The sequence below is a fragment of the Shewanella aestuarii genome (assembly GCF_011765625.1).
GTDB classification, from domain to species: domain Bacteria; phylum Pseudomonadota; class Gammaproteobacteria; order Enterobacterales; family Shewanellaceae; genus Shewanella; species Shewanella aestuarii_A.
The window spans coordinates 3,924,464-3,939,303 of record NZ_CP050313.1 but is presented as its reverse complement, the minus strand read 5'-3'; the positions used below and the strand labels follow the sequence as shown (position 1 = coordinate 3,939,303).

12 protein-coding genes are annotated in these 14,840 nt (G+C 42.2%); 5 read left to right on the top strand and 7 right to left on the bottom strand.

Features of this window, described 5'->3' with window-relative positions:
- Positions 1-27: 27 nt before the first annotated feature.
- Both hutU and hutH read left to right on the top strand, forming a co-directional pair.
- Positions 28-1,698: a urocanate hydratase gene (gene hutU / locus HBH39_RS17110; protein ID WP_167679831.1), complete on the top strand. Its 1,671-nt coding sequence runs from the start codon at positions 28-30 to the stop codon at positions 1,696-1,698.
- Positions 1,699-1,700: 2 nt separating this feature from the next.
- Positions 1,701-3,239: a histidine ammonia-lyase gene (gene hutH / locus HBH39_RS17105; protein WP_167679830.1), complete on the top strand. Its 1,539-nt coding sequence runs from the start codon at positions 1,701-1,703 to the stop codon at positions 3,237-3,239.
- 91 nt (positions 3,240-3,330) lie between these two features.
- Here the strand turns inward: hutH and HBH39_RS17100 are convergent, their stop codons facing one another.
- Positions 3,331-3,882 (bottom strand): outer membrane beta-barrel protein, encoded by a 552-nt coding sequence (locus HBH39_RS17100; RefSeq protein WP_244325702.1) that lies wholly within the window; start codon positions 3,880-3,882, stop codon positions 3,331-3,333.
- A gap of 195 nt (positions 3,883-4,077) precedes the next feature.
- Between HBH39_RS17100 and HBH39_RS17095 the strand changes: the two genes are divergently transcribed.
- A complete protein-coding gene (locus tag HBH39_RS17095; RefSeq protein ID WP_167680142.1) occupies positions 4,078-5,292 on the top strand; it encodes a mechanosensitive ion channel family protein in 1,215 nt (404 codons plus the stop codon).
- 13 nt (positions 5,293-5,305) lie between these two features.
- Here HBH39_RS17095 and HBH39_RS17090 read toward each other — a convergent pair whose 3' ends face one another.
- From HBH39_RS17090 to HBH39_RS17070, 5 genes are all read right to left on the bottom strand, one after another.
- Positions 5,306-5,866 carry a lysophospholipid acyltransferase family protein gene (locus tag HBH39_RS17090; protein WP_167679829.1) on the bottom strand — a complete coding sequence of 187 codons (561 nt, stop codon included), beginning with the start codon at positions 5,864-5,866 and terminating at the stop codon, positions 5,306-5,308.
- 119 nt (positions 5,867-5,985) lie between these two features.
- Positions 5,986-6,453 carry a DUF2489 domain-containing protein gene (locus HBH39_RS17085; protein ID WP_167679828.1) on the bottom strand — a complete coding sequence of 156 codons (468 nt, stop codon included), beginning with the start codon at positions 6,451-6,453 and terminating at the stop codon, positions 5,986-5,988.
- A gap of 82 nt (positions 6,454-6,535) precedes the next feature.
- Complete coding sequence (yihI, locus tag HBH39_RS17080) at positions 6,536-7,087, bottom strand: Der GTPase-activating protein YihI (RefSeq protein WP_167679827.1); 552 nt, start codon at positions 7,085-7,087, stop codon at positions 6,536-6,538.
- Positions 7,088-7,140: 53 nt separating this feature from the next.
- Complete coding sequence (locus tag HBH39_RS17075) at positions 7,141-7,803, bottom strand: class I SAM-dependent methyltransferase (RefSeq protein ID WP_167680141.1); 663 nt, start codon at positions 7,801-7,803, stop codon at positions 7,141-7,143.
- A gap of 813 nt (positions 7,804-8,616) precedes the next feature.
- On the bottom strand, positions 8,617-9,237 hold the full coding sequence (locus HBH39_RS17070; protein WP_167679826.1) for a c-type cytochrome: 621 nt from the start codon (positions 9,235-9,237) through the stop codon (positions 8,617-8,619).
- A gap of 252 nt (positions 9,238-9,489) precedes the next feature.
- Between HBH39_RS17070 and yihA the strand changes: the two genes are divergently transcribed.
- Positions 9,490-10,146, top strand: coding sequence for a ribosome biogenesis GTP-binding protein YihA/YsxC (yihA, locus tag HBH39_RS17065; RefSeq protein WP_167679825.1), 657 nt, complete (start codon positions 9,490-9,492; stop codon positions 10,144-10,146).
- A 641-nt stretch (positions 10,147-10,787) separates the two neighbouring features.
- On the opposite strand, the gene polA is transcribed toward yihA, so the two are convergent.
- Positions 10,788-13,544, bottom strand: coding sequence for a DNA polymerase I (gene polA / locus HBH39_RS17060; protein ID WP_167679824.1), 2,757 nt, complete (start codon positions 13,542-13,544; stop codon positions 10,788-10,790).
- Between the two features lie 519 nt (positions 13,545-14,063).
- Here polA and elbB point away from each other — a divergent pair.
- Positions 14,064-14,717, top strand: a complete 654-nt coding sequence (gene elbB, locus HBH39_RS17055; RefSeq protein ID WP_167679823.1) for an isoprenoid biosynthesis glyoxalase ElbB — start codon at positions 14,064-14,066, stop codon at positions 14,715-14,717.
- The last annotated feature ends 123 nt before the right edge of the window (positions 14,718-14,840 follow it).

Here is a 14,840-nt window from a genome sequence, read left to right as displayed (position 1 = left end):
AAAACCGCTAAGGTTGAAGAGGAAAGTATGAATAATCGACACGACCCAAGCCGCCGTATTATTGCCCCACATGGCAGTAAACTCAGCTGTAAAAGTTGGTTAACTGAAGCGCCAATGCGCATGCTCATGAATAACTTACATCCAGATGTTGCTGAGCGCCCAGAAGATTTAGTGGTTTACGGTGGTATCGGCCGCGCAGCACGTGATTGGCAGTGTTATGACAAAATTATCGAAGTGCTGCAACGTCTTGAAGATGACGAAACGTTATTAGTGCAATCAGGTAAACCAGTTGGTGTGTTTCGCACTCATGCAGATGCGCCAAGGGTATTAATTGCTAACTCTAATTTAGTGCCGCACTGGGCCAATTGGGAACACTTTAATGAACTCGATAAGCAAGGTTTGGCAATGTATGGCCAAATGACGGCGGGTTCATGGATTTATATCGGTACCCAAGGCATTGTACAGGGCACTTACGAAACCTTTGTATCTGTTGCTAAACAGCACTTTGATGGTGTAGCTCAAGGTAAATGGGTATTAACGGGCGGTTTAGGCGGTATGGGTGGCGCGCAGCCTTTAGCGGGCACCATGGCGGGCTTTTCAGTATTGGCTTGCGAGGTGGATGAAACTCGTATCGATTTCAGATTACGCACCCGCTATGTTGACAAAAAAGCCACTAGTTTAGATGAAGCGTTAGCCATGCTTGAGCACGCTAAAAAAGAAGGCAAACCAGTATCTGTAGGCTTGCTGGCCAATGCGGCTGATATTTTTAGCGAGTTAGTAGAACGTGGCATTACGCCTGATGTGGTCACAGATCAAACTTCAGCTCATGATCCACTTAATGGTTATTTGCCACAAGGTTGGACGCTGGCACAAGCGGCGCAAATGCGTAAAACCGATGAAGCAGGGGTAGTTAACGCTGCTAAAGCCTCAATGGCTGTGCAGGTTAAAGCCATGTTGGCCTTACAAGCCAGAGGTGCAGCAACCTTAGATTATGGCAACAATATTCGTCAAATGGCATTTGATGTTGGGGTTGAAAACGCATTTGACTTCCCTGGCTTTGTGCCTGCTTATATTCGCCCGCTGTTTTGCGAAGGCATTGGTCCATTCCGTTGGGTCGCATTATCAGGTGATCCTGAAGATATTTATAAAACGGATGCCAAGGTGAAAGAGTTAATCCCTGATGATAAGCACTTACATAACTGGTTAGATATGGCGCGTGAGCGGATTGCCTTCCAAGGTCTGCCTGCTCGTATTTGTTGGGTTGGCTTAAAAGACCGTGCCCGTCTAGCGGCTGCTTTTAATCAAATGGTTAAAAATGGTGAGTTATCTGCCCCAGTGGTGATTGGCCGTGATCATTTAGATTCTGGCTCGGTTGCCAGCCCTAATCGTGAAACAGAATCTATGATGGATGGCTCTGATGCCGTGTCTGATTGGCCATTGCTTAATGCTTTACTCAATACCGCTAGCGGCGCAACATGGGTGTCACTGCACCATGGTGGCGGCGTTGGAATGGGCTTTAGTCAGCACTCAGGTGTGGTGATTGTGTGTGACGGCTCTGATGCTGCCGCTAAGCGTGTTGAGCGCGTGTTATGGAATGACCCTGCTACCGGAGTGATGCGCCATGCGGATGCGGGCTACCAAATCGCTAAAGATTGTGCCAAGACACAAGGCTTAGATTTACCCATGGTTGGAGCATAATCATGACAGCAATAACCTTTACGCTTACACCAGGGACTTTAACGCTGGCACAACTTCGTCAAATCAGTCGTCAAGCTGTGCAGTTAAATCTTGATGATTCAGCGATTGAGTCGATAAACCAAAGCGCTGAAATTGTGCAGCAAGTATTACGTGATGGCCGTACGGTTTACGGTATTAATACCGGTTTTGGCTTATTGGCAAACACTAAAATTGCCCCACAAGACTTACAAATTTTACAGCGTTCGATTGTGTTATCTCATGCGGCTGGTATCGGGCAGTACATGCAAGATGCCACGGTGCGTTTAATGATGGTGTTAAAAATTAACTCCCTTAGCCGAGGTTTCTCGGGGATTCGTTTAGAGGTGATTAACTTTCTGATCCAACTGGTTAATGCGGGTGTTTATCCCTGCGTGCCTGAAAAGGGGTCTGTTGGCGCATCGGGTGATTTAGCCCCATTAGCACATATGTGTTTGCCGTTACTAGGTGAGGGCGAGATGAGTTACCAAGGGCAAATTATATCGGCCGCACAAGGGCTTGAAATTGCCGGTTTACAGCCCATTGAACTAGCTGCAAAGGAAGGTTTAGCCTTACTAAATGGTACCCAGGCATCAACGGCATTAGCGCTTGAAGGGTTATTTAATGCCGAAGATTTGTTTGCCGCGAGTTCAGTTATTGGAGCAATGAGTGTTGAGGCGGCAATGGGTAGTCGAAGTCCATTTGACCCTCGTATTCATGCGGCTCGTGGTCAGCAAGGGCAAATTGATTCAGCAGCGATTTTCCGTCATTTGCTCGGTGAAAGCTCTCAAATAAGCGATAGCCATGCAAACTGTGAAAAAGTACAGGATCCATACTCTTTGCGCTGTCAGCCACAAGTGTTGGGGGCGTGTTTAACCCAAATTCGTCAAGCTGCGGAAGTGCTAGGCGTTGAGGCCAATGGGGTAACAGACAACCCGTTAGTTTTCCAAGACACTGGCGATATTATCTCTGGTGGTAACTTTCATGCTGAACCTGTCGCGATGGCGGCTGACAATTTAGCCATTGCTATTGCCGAGTTAGGTGCGATTGCAGAGCGCAGAATCGCTTTGTTAATTGATTCAAGCTTGTCAAAACTGCCGCCATTTTTAGTGGATAACGGCGGGGTCAATTCAGGCTTTATGATTGCGCAGGTTACTGCTGCGGCACTTGCATCAGAAAACAAAACCTATGCTCACCCTGCATCGGTTGACAGTTTACCAACATCGGCAAATCAGGAAGACCATGTTTCAATGGCGACTTTTGCCGCCAGGCGCTTACGTGACATGGCTGAGAATACACGTGGCGTGTTGGCAATTGAGATGTTAGCTGCGGCGCAAGGGCTAGATTTTAGAACCCCGTTACAGCCTTCCGCTGCGGTAGCGAGTGCTAAAGCTGAATTACGTGAAGTGGTGAGCTTTTATGATCAAGACCGCTATTTTGCCCCAGATATTGAAAATGCGGTCGACTTATTAGATAAAGCCAGTTTAAATGCTTATTTACCAGCAGGTATGCTGCCAAGCTGCTAGTGTTGACTGTGAGTAATACTGACAAGTAAAAAAGGACCGCGAGGTCCTTTTTTAATATTGGCCATATAGACATTACAATAACGGTTGTAGATTACATGCTAAAACCAATACTGATAACTGCTGCTTGATTGCGAGTATCGTAACCTGCTCCTAACACAAACCCTTTGTAAAGGTTGTAATGTAAGCCAACTTCACCGCCCCATTCGCGGTCGCGGTCACTTTCCCATCTAGGCTTACCGTTCACATCCCTAGGTGAGATGTTATTGGTGTAATTGGTTTCATAAGTGTAGGCTGTTGCGCCGCCATAAATACTTAAATCTTGAGTAAGGCTGTAACTTAAACCAAATCGCCACATGTATTCTTCCATGTTAGCTTCAGCAGGCTTTTCTACATCAAGTTGGTATTTATCTCCCCAAGAATAACCAATGTAGTAACTCCAACTTGCATAATCAGGATCAAAATGTTTTGCCGCAAGTGTTACGCCCCACATGCCTTCATCAGTAGCGATATAATCAACAAGCAAAGCGACAGTGGGCTTAAATGCTGGTTTTGAGTCTTCTTCGTTCAAGGTATTTGCAAACACAGATGCTGATAACATCGAAAGACCGGATAAGGTTGCCAAAGATATCACATTTGATTTCATACATAGCTCCAAAAGGTTAAGCCTTTATTGTTGATTCTTTCATATATGTGGTCAAACATAGATGCTAAAATCTTCGATAAAATAGTAACTTGTAATTGAGCTGCTGGTAGCTTGTAATGGTTCTATTAGGCGAATGTAAATGAAGGTGAATAAGTGGAAACTCTAAGACAGGAAATAGCACTCTGGTTGTCCAGTATGGGGTTAGATAGTCAATCAAATGAACCCGCTGCCACGTGGATTTTGTTATTCGGTAGTTTGATACTGGCTGCTATTAGTTATTACATTACTCGCCGTTTTGTGGTCCGAGGAATGAATGCGGTGATTAGTCGCTCAAAAGTGACTTGGGATGACGTGTTCATGCGCTTTCATGTATTAGAGCGCTTGGCCATGCTGGTGCCTGTTATTCTACTGGATAGTTTGCTGCCGCTGATTTTTGCAGAGCAAACTTTGCTAAGTGGTTTTATTGATCGCAGCTTCAGTGCCGTCTTGGTTTTTCTGATTATTCGTGCTGTTTATGGTGCCTTGAATGCGGTTAATGAAATTGCCGACATCAACCATATCAACCGCCGCTTACCCGTTAAAAGCTTTGTTCAATTAATTAAATTATTCCTGTTTTTTATAGGGGTGATTTTAATGATTGCTGCGCTGACCGATGAATCACCGATTATATTTTTCAGTGGGTTAGGTGTTGCAACAGGTTTAGTCATGTTGGTGTTTCGTGACACCATTTTGGGCTTTGTTGCCGGAATACAGTTAGCCGCTAATCGAATGGTTAGTAAGGGGGACTGGATCCAAATGGACAAATACGGTGCCGATGGTGCAGTAGAGGACGTCACCCTAACCACTGTGAAAGTGCGTAACTGGGATAACACGATCACCATGATCCCAGCATATGCTTTGGTATCTGATGCGTTTAAAAATTGGCGCGGTATGTCTGAGTCTGGTGGGCGTCGAATTAAGCGTGCGGTAAATATCGACGTAAACAGTATTAAGTTTTTATCTGAAGATGAGCGTAATCGGCTAGCCAAAGTTAACTATTTGACAGAATACTTACCGAAAAAGTTTTCTGAGATAACAGAAGCTAATCAGTTAATTAGTAATCTTGATATGCCCGTTAACGGACGTCGATTAACGAACATCGGTACTTTTAGAATTTATCTGCAAGAGTTTTTGCGCCAACACCCTAAAATTCATAAAGATATGACCCTTATGGTACGCCAACTTGCGCCAACCACAGAGGGCCTACCGATAGAGTTATATATATTTACTAATGATGTTCGCTGGGCGTATTACGAAGAAATTCAGTCAGATATTTTTGATCATATCTTTGCCGTGTTGCCTGAGTTTGGGTTACGTGCGTTTCAAAACCCAACAGGTAATGATATTCGTTATATCAAGCCTGATAGCTAAGCTCTCTAAGGGGTCACTTAGTGTGTGACACATACTGCGGTATCACTTTAGGGTGTTTACCAGTGATACCGCGGAAAAAATCCATCAATTGGTTCATATCTGATTCAATTTCGCCTGAAGGTGTTAGAGCCGGGGCAATAACGATAGTTTTATGCTTAAAGTCGAGTCCTACGGGGACAATATCCACTTTGGCTTTGAGCGCGATATGATAAAAACCACTTTTCCAGCGTTTGACGGGACTGCGAGTGCCTTCAGGTGCTAGGGCTAATTTATAGTGGGGATTTTGTTGAAATAACCGCACAGCGGCATCGACAAGATTGTTACTTTTGCGCCTATCGACAGGGCTGCCGCCCATTGCTTTAAAAAACCAACCCCAAGGTGGAATAAACAACTGATGTTTACCTAGAAAGTGAATTGGCATATTTAGGGCGCCGCGGGCAATCACCCCAATAATGAAGTCCCAATTACTGGTGTGAGGCCCAACAATAATAATGCAGGATTGCTCTGCATGAATTTGGCCTTTAAATTGCCAGCCTAACTTTGCTAGCAGCCAACTACAGAATCGCTGAAACATTTTGCATCCTTAAGAGACTAAACAGTCATTTATTATTGTTTTAATAAGGTAGCAACTCAGTCTTTGTCGAGCAAGTTTTGCACTTTCATCAGATTTAATTTATTGAATTGTTATGGCTGTTAATGATTTTTAGCCGCTTTAAATTCTGCAATTTGTTTGGCTTCTTCCAATATGGCTTCTCCCAAATCGGCCTCAGAGCGCATACGAGCAAAGTCAAGTTTCATGCGCTGCTGTTTTGGTAAAGCTTGGCGTGCTTCCATGATGGGATGTGTTTTGATGACATCATAATGAGTGAATAGCTGAGGGAATAGCGGCGTGACTTGCTCTGTCATCGATAAAATATCAAACAGCTTACCAATACGCACAACGCCTTCAGAAAGCTCGCAGCGGTCTTCTAGCATGGCTGTGGCGATATAGCGAATGTCGGTGAGTATTTGCTGGCGTTTTTCATCTGCCTTGGCATCACGTTCTGCCTGTGCCTGCAATTTTTTTTCTGTTTGTCGTTTTACTTGTAGTAACAGTTTGGTGGCATATGCACTAAGGCCAATTATGATAAGTATGCCGATAACGATAATAGCAGTTGTCACTTGGGTTCCTTGTCGATTAAGCGTTATTTTTTACTGATAGAAATAACAAACTGGCGCATTAAGCGCCAGTTTGGGGTGAGGTTTAATCTTTCGAAAAATAATCTTTTAGTAAGTCTTCACCTGATTCAAAACGCGCTAATAAATCATCATCAGAATCGGTTTTAGGTGTTTTCTTGTTACTTGTTGATTTAGGCGCTTCTTCGTTTAAGCCTAGGCGATCCATTAATCTTTCAATTTCATCAAGTTGAGAATCTAACCACTTTTGATCATTTGCAGATAAATCTCGGCCTTCTTCCAGCATATCTAATAAGCTGTTTAGGCGAGGGTCTTCTTCAATTTTTAGCAGTTTTTGCTCATCGGTCATTTTTGGCTGTTTTGGCTTAGTGCTTTGTGGCTCTTTGGTTGCAACAGGCGTTAAAGCAACAGGTTTTTTACTACCATGTCTAGGGTCTGTCGATTTACCTGCATTACCAGAGGCATTCTGCTTGAGTAAAGCTTCATTGTGGCGGCTGCCAGGTTTGCGACCGTTTTCGGCACGTTTGCCTTCAACTGTCTTGCGATCAGCTTTCTTGACTCTTGGTGCGAATTTAGGGCCGTTTTCTCCGCCCTTGCGAGTTTTTTTACTGCGCGCCATGATGTTCTCAGTGTTTGTTAAATCTGCACATGCCGATTAAGCACCAACATGCATTAAATAAGGTTGCGCTTTATATCAGATCCTGATGCTTTTTGCATCAAAATCAGCGTTTGTGATGCAAATAATAGCTTAAAATCACTATGAGCGGCTAAATATTCAAAAGTTTGTTGCTGATAAAAGCTAACATGAGTTGGATTGTTCTTGTAATGCCACTTACTAAAATGAGTCAAATCCGTTAATAAAGGCGTACTAATGGCTAGCCATCCGTTAGGCTTAACCAAGCTCGATATAAGTTGCCACTCTTTATACGGATGGCGAAAATGCTCAAACACTTTATAACTGCAGATGAAATCATAACGATTTTGTAAAACGTGGTGATCCGCAGCAAAAAAAGGGTCGTATTGATAAACAGTATGACCAGCATGGCTGATGGTTTCTATGCACTTTTCGTCCAATACTCGGCCAAAATTTAGCCCCAATAGACTTCCGGGCTGCTGTTGATTAATTTGATGTAATAAAGGCAAAATAAATTGGGTTAGCTGACGCTGCTTAGTCGCTTTTTGACTGCGACCATAACGTTGTTTTTCAACGTTTGGCATAACATGTGATTTAGGATCCGCTGCGACTAAGCCGCACAACTTACATGCATAGAAAGCACGTTTTTTATCTTGCAGAAAAAAAGTGCTCGGCTTACGGCATAGTGGACAGGATATCATCAAATAAATTTGAACCTAAATGAGTGTTTTACCAGTATATAGTGAATGAATTAGCTTGAGAATAGTGAAAAAAAGGCAAGAAAAAAGGTGGCAGTAAACTGCCACCTTAGAAAAGAGTGCAAAATGCACTTTATTCTGATTCCAAGTTTCCATACTTGCTATGCGACTATCCCGGTCGGATCCTTCTTCTTTTTACAGCTTTCCATGCACTTTTAGTTGTTATTGGTCATAAATGACACTTTATGGTCTAGCAGTCATCCTGACTACAGCTTCCGTAGATGGTCTTCTGTGACTCATCATTATCCTAACTCGTCTTCAGTGACGACAATGTACCATCCGTGTAGAAGTACCTTCCAGTGATATCAAGCTTCCAGCATGTGCATCCTAAGCGTTAGCTTCCTATGCCAAAGTTTGAATCATTCAAACTTTTTCCTGTTGGCTGTTACCTCTGTTACGTAAGGCAGTGCTAAGTAGCATAGCGACCATTTGGCCTGTTCCTTACAAATTCTGCTGACCTGGATTTCAACTTGAAATCGCGACTCTTGTTATTATTAGTGAGCGGCCTTAATCATATTATTATTATGAGTTAACTTTATTCTTATATCTTAAATGTAAATGTCCGAAATCTGTTTGAAAGTTATTATTTTTAGCGATAAACAGTTGGGTTCATCTCGGTACGGGGTGTATTTAACCCTAAAAGACTAGAGAGTGTCAACCCTTGATGTTGTGAAGTTTACGTAAACGTAAGCTTTGTTGTAAAAAGAATGGGCGCAGTGGCCCATTCTTTTTACAATACTCAAGCATGGTGGCAATTTACTTAATGCTTGAAATATATTTAGATAATGCTTCGATATCAGCGTCAGATAACTTCTTAGAAACGTCTTGCATCATGCCATTTAGGTCATTGTGACGATTTGTATCACGGAATTTATTTAACTGAATTTTGATGTAATTCGCATGTTGACCGCCAACAGCGGGGAAACCGGCTGCTTCCATACCTTTGGCATCAGGTCCATGACAAGCGATGCAAGCGGTAATGCCGCGAGCCATATCTCCACCTTTGTACAAGGCTTCACCTTCAGCAGGAACATCGGCAACATCGGCAACAACTAATGTTTGAGTGCTGTAAAATGCAGCAAGATCAGCTATGTCTTGGTCGGTTAGTGCAACAGCCATGCCGCCCATGATTGGGTCCATACGGCCTTCTTTGCCACCGGTTTGCATTGCAGAGCGAAACTCTTTTAATTGTTTTTCTAGATATGAAGGATGTTGTCCTGCTAATTTAGGGTACATATCAATCATGCTATTGCCGTCAACACCGTGACAGGCAGAACAAACAAGTGATTTAGTTTTGCCGGCTTCAGCATTACCTTCGGCCATAACAGGTGATGACATAGTGGCTACAACAGACAGCGCAAGAGCTAACTTTTTCATGGCGTTCCAACTTCTTGTTAATTTATTGTCCTGAGCTTACTAGGATAACCCGCAAGCGTGGTAAAATAGTTTTCCAAGCGACGATTTATACCTAATGCCACTGTTTTGTGTCATTAAAGCGTATTTTTTATCACATTGTTTAGCGCGGCTTGGGGGTATAATGTGATCTGGCTGATATTTTACACGAAAACGTGAAAAAGGCAGCACTTGAAATAAAATATGATGTGACGTAACCATTTTCTGGAGTAAACCGTGTCTGAATCTCAAATTGATTTCCGTCAAACCAAGTTTTTAATCAGTGCGCCTGATATTGCGCACTTAGATCAATATCTTCCCGGAGACGTAGGAATCGAGATCGCTTTTGCTGGTCGTTCAAACGCGGGCAAGTCGAGTGCTTTGAATGCATTAACTGAACAAAAGGGTTTAGCAAGAACCAGTAAAACACCGGGACGTACTCAGTTGATTAACGTTTTCGCCTTAGATGATGATCGTCGTTTGGTGGATTTACCTGGTTATGGCTTTGCTCAAGTGCCATTAGCAATGAAGATTAAATGGCAAAATGCTTTGGGCGAATATTTACAGAAACGTGCCTGTTTAAGTGGCGTTGTGGTGCTAATGGATATTCGTCATCCTTTAAAAGATTTAGACAAGCAAATGATTGAATGGGCTGTGCACAGTGAAATTCCGGTACTCGCTTTATTAACTAAAGCGGATAAATTAGCCCAAAGCGCTAAAATGAAAACGGTTAATGAAGTGCGTAAAAAATTAGCTGATTTTGGCGATTGGGTCCAAGTTGAGCCTTTCTCTTCATTAAAAGGCACGGGTAAACCGAAAGTATTGAGTATATTGAATCAGTGGTGTCATCCTCAATGGTTACTTGAGCAGCAGGCTGAGCAAGATAAAGAGTAAAATTATTAACTGGTCAACAAACTCATCTAATGGATAGCGTATTTCGATAGTCGATTACGCTATTTTTTTCTGTTGAGCTTTGTCAAAAGGCAAAAAAAAACCGATAACCATTAGGCTATCGGTACAAAATTTTTAGCTTCTTTGGGGAAAAGCTAAATTCAACAAGACTCAAGTGCCATCAACTCAATTTAATGACCCTCAATATGGCTATATTACCTGTATAAATTTAAAATTTAAAGTAATTACTCTAAAAATATGTGATTCATCTTAAATTTATTATTTGTCGTAGGATTGGGTAGCGAACCACAGAAAAAAAACCAAAAAAAAGCCCCAGCAATTAAATATTGCTGGGGCGCCGAATTTGGCTGGTCACTATTACTAGTGAAATAAAGGTTTGAAAGATTGAACATCTTAACCTCTGTACCCTACGCCAAGAATATTACCTCATTAGCCTCAAAATGAAAAACTGTTTTTCATATAAAACGACAATTATGTGAGATTGAGCACATGGTTCATACGGTTAAATGTTTCTCTTGAATTTTGTGGATTATTAAATTCAATTAAAACAATACATTACTAACAAAGTACAAAAATCCCGCTATTTTACAGCGGGATTTTGTAATGGTAAGCCATGTTAGGTGTTAATGAGCTTGATCCCAGTTATCACCAATGCCAGCTTCAGCCAATAGTGTCACATCTAGTTTTGCGGCATCTGCCATTAATTGACACACTTTTACTTTTAACTGTTCGGCTTTGTCTGCATCGACTTCAAAAACAAGCTCATCGTGAACTTGCATGATCATGGTGATTTCGCCTTGAGTGTCCTGCTTTATCCATTGTGCCACGGATATCATAGCTTTTTTGATAATATCAGCAGCCGTGCCTTGCATCGGTGCGTTAATTGCGGCGCGCTCAGCAGCTTGTCGACGCATTGCGTTACGGTCTTTTATTTCAGGTAAATATAGTCGGCGGCCAAATAATGTTGATACATAGCCTTGCTCAGCGGCATCTGCGCGAGTGTCTTCCATGTATTTCAGTACGCCAGGATAGCGAGCGAAATAGGTATCAATATAGGTTTGCGCTTCGTTGCGTGGTATATCGAGTTGTTTTGCCAAGCCAAAAGCCGACATACCATAAATAAGGCCAAAGTTAACGGCTTTTGCTCGGCGGCGTTGTTCTGTGGTGACTTCTTCAAAATGGACACCAAATACTTCAGCTGCGGTAGCTTTATGGATGTCTTTACCTTCAGCAAAGGCGGTGAGCAATCCCTTATCCTGAGATAAATGCGCCATGATCCTCAGTTCAATTTGCGAGTAATCGGCTGCCAGAATTTTGCGTCCTTCTGGTGCGATAAAGGCTTGGCGAATACGACGTCCTTCTTCAGTTCGAATGGGGATGTTTTGTAAGTTTGGATCGCTTGATGATAAGCGTCCGGTTGCCGCATTGGCTTGATGGTAGCTAGTGTGAACTCGACCTGTGGTTGAGTTAACCATTAAGGGCAGTTTATCGGTATAAGTACTTTTTAGTTTAGCTAGACTACGATGTTCAAGAATAATTTTTGGCAGCGGGTAATCAAGTGCTAATTCAATTAATACTTCTTCAGCCGTTGATGGAGCGCCTTTAGGGGTTTTTTTGATGATCGGGTAACCGAGCTTTTCAAAAAACAAGACTTGTAGCTGCTTAGGTGAAGCTAGGTTAAATTTTTCACCGGCAATCTCGTAAGCTTTTTGTTCGAGTAAATCGAGCTTTTGTGCTAATTCATCGCTTTGCTGACTAAGCAGCATAGAATCAATGTACACACCTTGACGTTCGATATGCGATAACACTTGGATTAACGGTAATTCTAATTCATTAAATACACTTGCAAGCTCAGCTTCTTTTTCAAGCCTTGGCCATAAATGTTGATGCAATCGCAGGGTGATATCAGCGTCTTCAGCGGCATAAGGCGCAGCGGTTTCAAGTTCGATTTGGTTAAAGGTAAGTTGTTTTGCACCTTTGCCAGCAATCTCTTCAAAGCTGATGTTTTTATGGCCTAAATATTTCAGGGCCAAACCATCCATATCATGACGTGAAGCTACTGAGTTAAACACGTAAGACTCGAGCATAGTATCAAAGCGAACACCTTGAAGCGTTATGCCTACGTTAGCAAAAATACTGATATCGTATTTAAGATTTTGGCCCACTTTTTCTGGTTTGTTACCTTCAAGGATCGGACGCAGCTTTTCTAAAGCTTTAGTCATATCAAGCTGCTGCGGAGCATCAAGATAATCATGGGCTAACGGTAAATATGCGGCTTTTCCCGCCTCAACAGCAAATGAAATACCCACTAACTTAGCATCCATATAATTGAGGCTGGTAGTTTCGGTGTCAATTGCGATCAGCTCAGCATTAGATAGGGTGTTGATCCAGTCATCTAATTGCGCTTCAGATAAAATTGTCTCGTATTGTACTTCAATCGTTTCAGGAGCTTCTATTACTTCATCTGATTGAACTTGTGCCGCTGATTTTGGTGCTTTGTTATCTAATACTTCAGCCAACCAGCGTTTAAATTCCATTTCACCATAACAGGCAATTAGTTCATCCCTATCTTGAGGTTTAATAAGCAGATCTTGCCAAGTTCCTTCAAGTTCAACATCGGTTTTAATGGTTGCTAGCTCGTAAGATAGCTTGAGCATCTCGGCATTATCTTTAATTTTAGCGGGCATGGTTTTAGCGCCCCTAAAGCCGACGTCAACCACGGCTTGTGGATCGGCCAGTAATTTTTCAACACTGCCCACTCCTGTTAGCATGGCCAACGCTGTTTTTTCCCCTACACCAGGTAAACCAGGAATGTTATCGGCTTTATCACCCATTAATGCTAAGAAGTCGATGATCAGTTCAGGCCCCACACCAAATTTAGCTTTAACTTCATCAGGCCCCATAATGGTATCTGTCATGGTATTGATAAGTGTGACGTGCTCATCAACGAGTTGGGCCATATCTTTATCACCCGTACTGATTAAGGTGGCGCGACCCTCTTTACTGGCTTGGCGAGCAATAGTGCCAATCACATCATCAGCCTCAACGCCTTCGATACTGATAAGCGGTAAACCTAAGGCTTTAATAATACGATGCAAAGGCGCGATTTGACTGCGTAAATCATCAGGCATAGGGGGACGCTGGGCTTTATACTCGCTGTACATATCATTACGAAATGTTTTGCTTTTGGCATCAAACACAACAGCGATATGACTAGGCTGATAGCGGCTCAATAAGCTGCGCAACATGTTGACGACACCATAAACTGCACCGGTTGCTTCACCTTTTGAATTGGTTAAATGGGGAGGAGCATAAAATGCTCGGTAAAGATAAGATGATCCATCGACCAGGATGAGCGGATTATTGGCAACTGTAGGCATAATGAGTGTTCGTTTTCGCTATGTTGGGGTGGTTATAGGATGCCAGTATACCCTTAATCTCTCAAGGCTATTAAAGGTTTGTACGATTTCGAAAAAAGTGCAGTGTTTTTGACATGCGAAAATATCACAGCCTGTGGATAAGTCTGTGAGTCATTTAGTTTGAATAACAGGATAGTTTTAAATACGGCTTGGACTAAAAAATCTAACTTGTTGTTGTAAAAAGAAATTTATATTTTTTGTGAGCGAGATTTGAGTTTTGTAAAATATTCACATTTTGTGGACTTTTTTATAAAACTAAGTTAGCCAACTTGTTATTTGCAAAGCATGTTAACGGATTAAATGGAGATTTTTATCAACAATTAGAGGTGTAGAGTTAATAAATTTCGCTACAACTTTGCAGTTTTAAAACGCTTCATATAAATTCGATGAACTAAGTTAGCATGATTTTTAATCAGATCAAGCGTTTTGTTGCTCTTTTGTTAAAACAGCTATTTTAATTCAAATCATAAGGTTGAAAAAATGAAAAATATCGCAGTGTTATTAAGTGGATGTGGCGTATTTGATGGAACAGAAATTCATGAGTCTGTATTGACCTTATTGGCTTTGGCTAAGGCAGGGGTCGCCTATCAATGTTTTGCGCCTGATATTGAGCAGTTGCACGTGGTGAATCATCTATCTGGCGAGGTTGCTAGCGAAGAAAAGCGTAATGTGTTGGTTGAGTCTGCTCGTATTGCGCGGGGGGAGGTGAAGAATGTGACAGAGTTAGATGTCAGTGCATTTGATGCTTTAATTGTGCCTGGTGGCTTTGGAGCGGCTAAAAATCTGTCAAACTTTGCGACCAATGGCACTCAATGTCAGTTATCACCGGTTGTAGAAACCTTTGTAAGAGAATTTGCGTTAGCAAAAAAACCGGTTGGTTATATGTGTATTGCGCCGATGATGTTACCGCGTATTTACACTAACCCTGTCGGCACGATTGGAACCGACTCCGAAACCGGTCATGCGTTTAATGAAATGGGTGGTCGCCATCATGCGGTAAGTGTAGAAGACATTGTGGTTGATGAGGTGAATAAAGTGGTTACGACACCGGCTTATATGCTGGCGACCAATATTGCACAAGTACACATTGGTATCGAAAAGCTGGTTAATAAGGTAATAGAACTTATTGAGTGATGGCGTTTGCTGATATCAATGGTAGTTTAGCGTTAACAAGCTTAGGGTGCGGTTATCGATAAACCTAATTAACAAAAAACCACCGAATTCTGTGGTTTTTTTGCAATGCAAATGACCAAAAAA

Bases quoted from the DNA above. Each gene is read 5' to 3' on its own strand.
- hutU (WP_167679831.1), top strand. From the start codon at position 28: ATGAATAATCGACACGACCCAAGCCGCCGTATTATTGCCCCACATGGC.
- hutH (WP_167679830.1), top strand. From the start codon at position 1,701: ATGACAGCAATAACCTTTACGCTTACACCAGGGACTTTAACGCTGGCA.
- HBH39_RS17100 (WP_244325702.1), bottom strand. From the start codon at position 3,882: ATGAAATCAAATGTGATATCTTTGGCAACCTTATCCGGTCTTTCGATG.
- HBH39_RS17095 (WP_167680142.1), top strand. From the start codon at position 4,078: ATGGGGTTAGATAGTCAATCAAATGAACCCGCTGCCACGTGGATTTTG.
- HBH39_RS17090 (WP_167679829.1), bottom strand. From the start codon at position 5,866: ATGTTTCAGCGATTCTGTAGTTGGCTGCTAGCAAAGTTAGGCTGGCAA.
- yihI (WP_167679827.1), bottom strand. From the start codon at position 7,087: ATGGCGCGCAGTAAAAAAACTCGCAAGGGCGGAGAAAACGGCCCTAAA.
- HBH39_RS17075 (WP_167680141.1), bottom strand. From the start codon at position 7,803: ATGATATCCTGTCCACTATGCCGTAAGCCGAGCACTTTTTTTCTGCAA.
- HBH39_RS17070 (WP_167679826.1), bottom strand. From the start codon at position 9,237: ATGAAAAAGTTAGCTCTTGCGCTGTCTGTTGTAGCCACTATGTCATCA.
- polA (WP_167679824.1), bottom strand. From the start codon at position 13,544: ATGCCTACAGTTGCCAATAATCCGCTCATCCTGGTCGATGGATCATCT.
- elbB (WP_167679823.1), top strand. From the start codon at position 14,064: ATGAAAAATATCGCAGTGTTATTAAGTGGATGTGGCGTATTTGATGGA.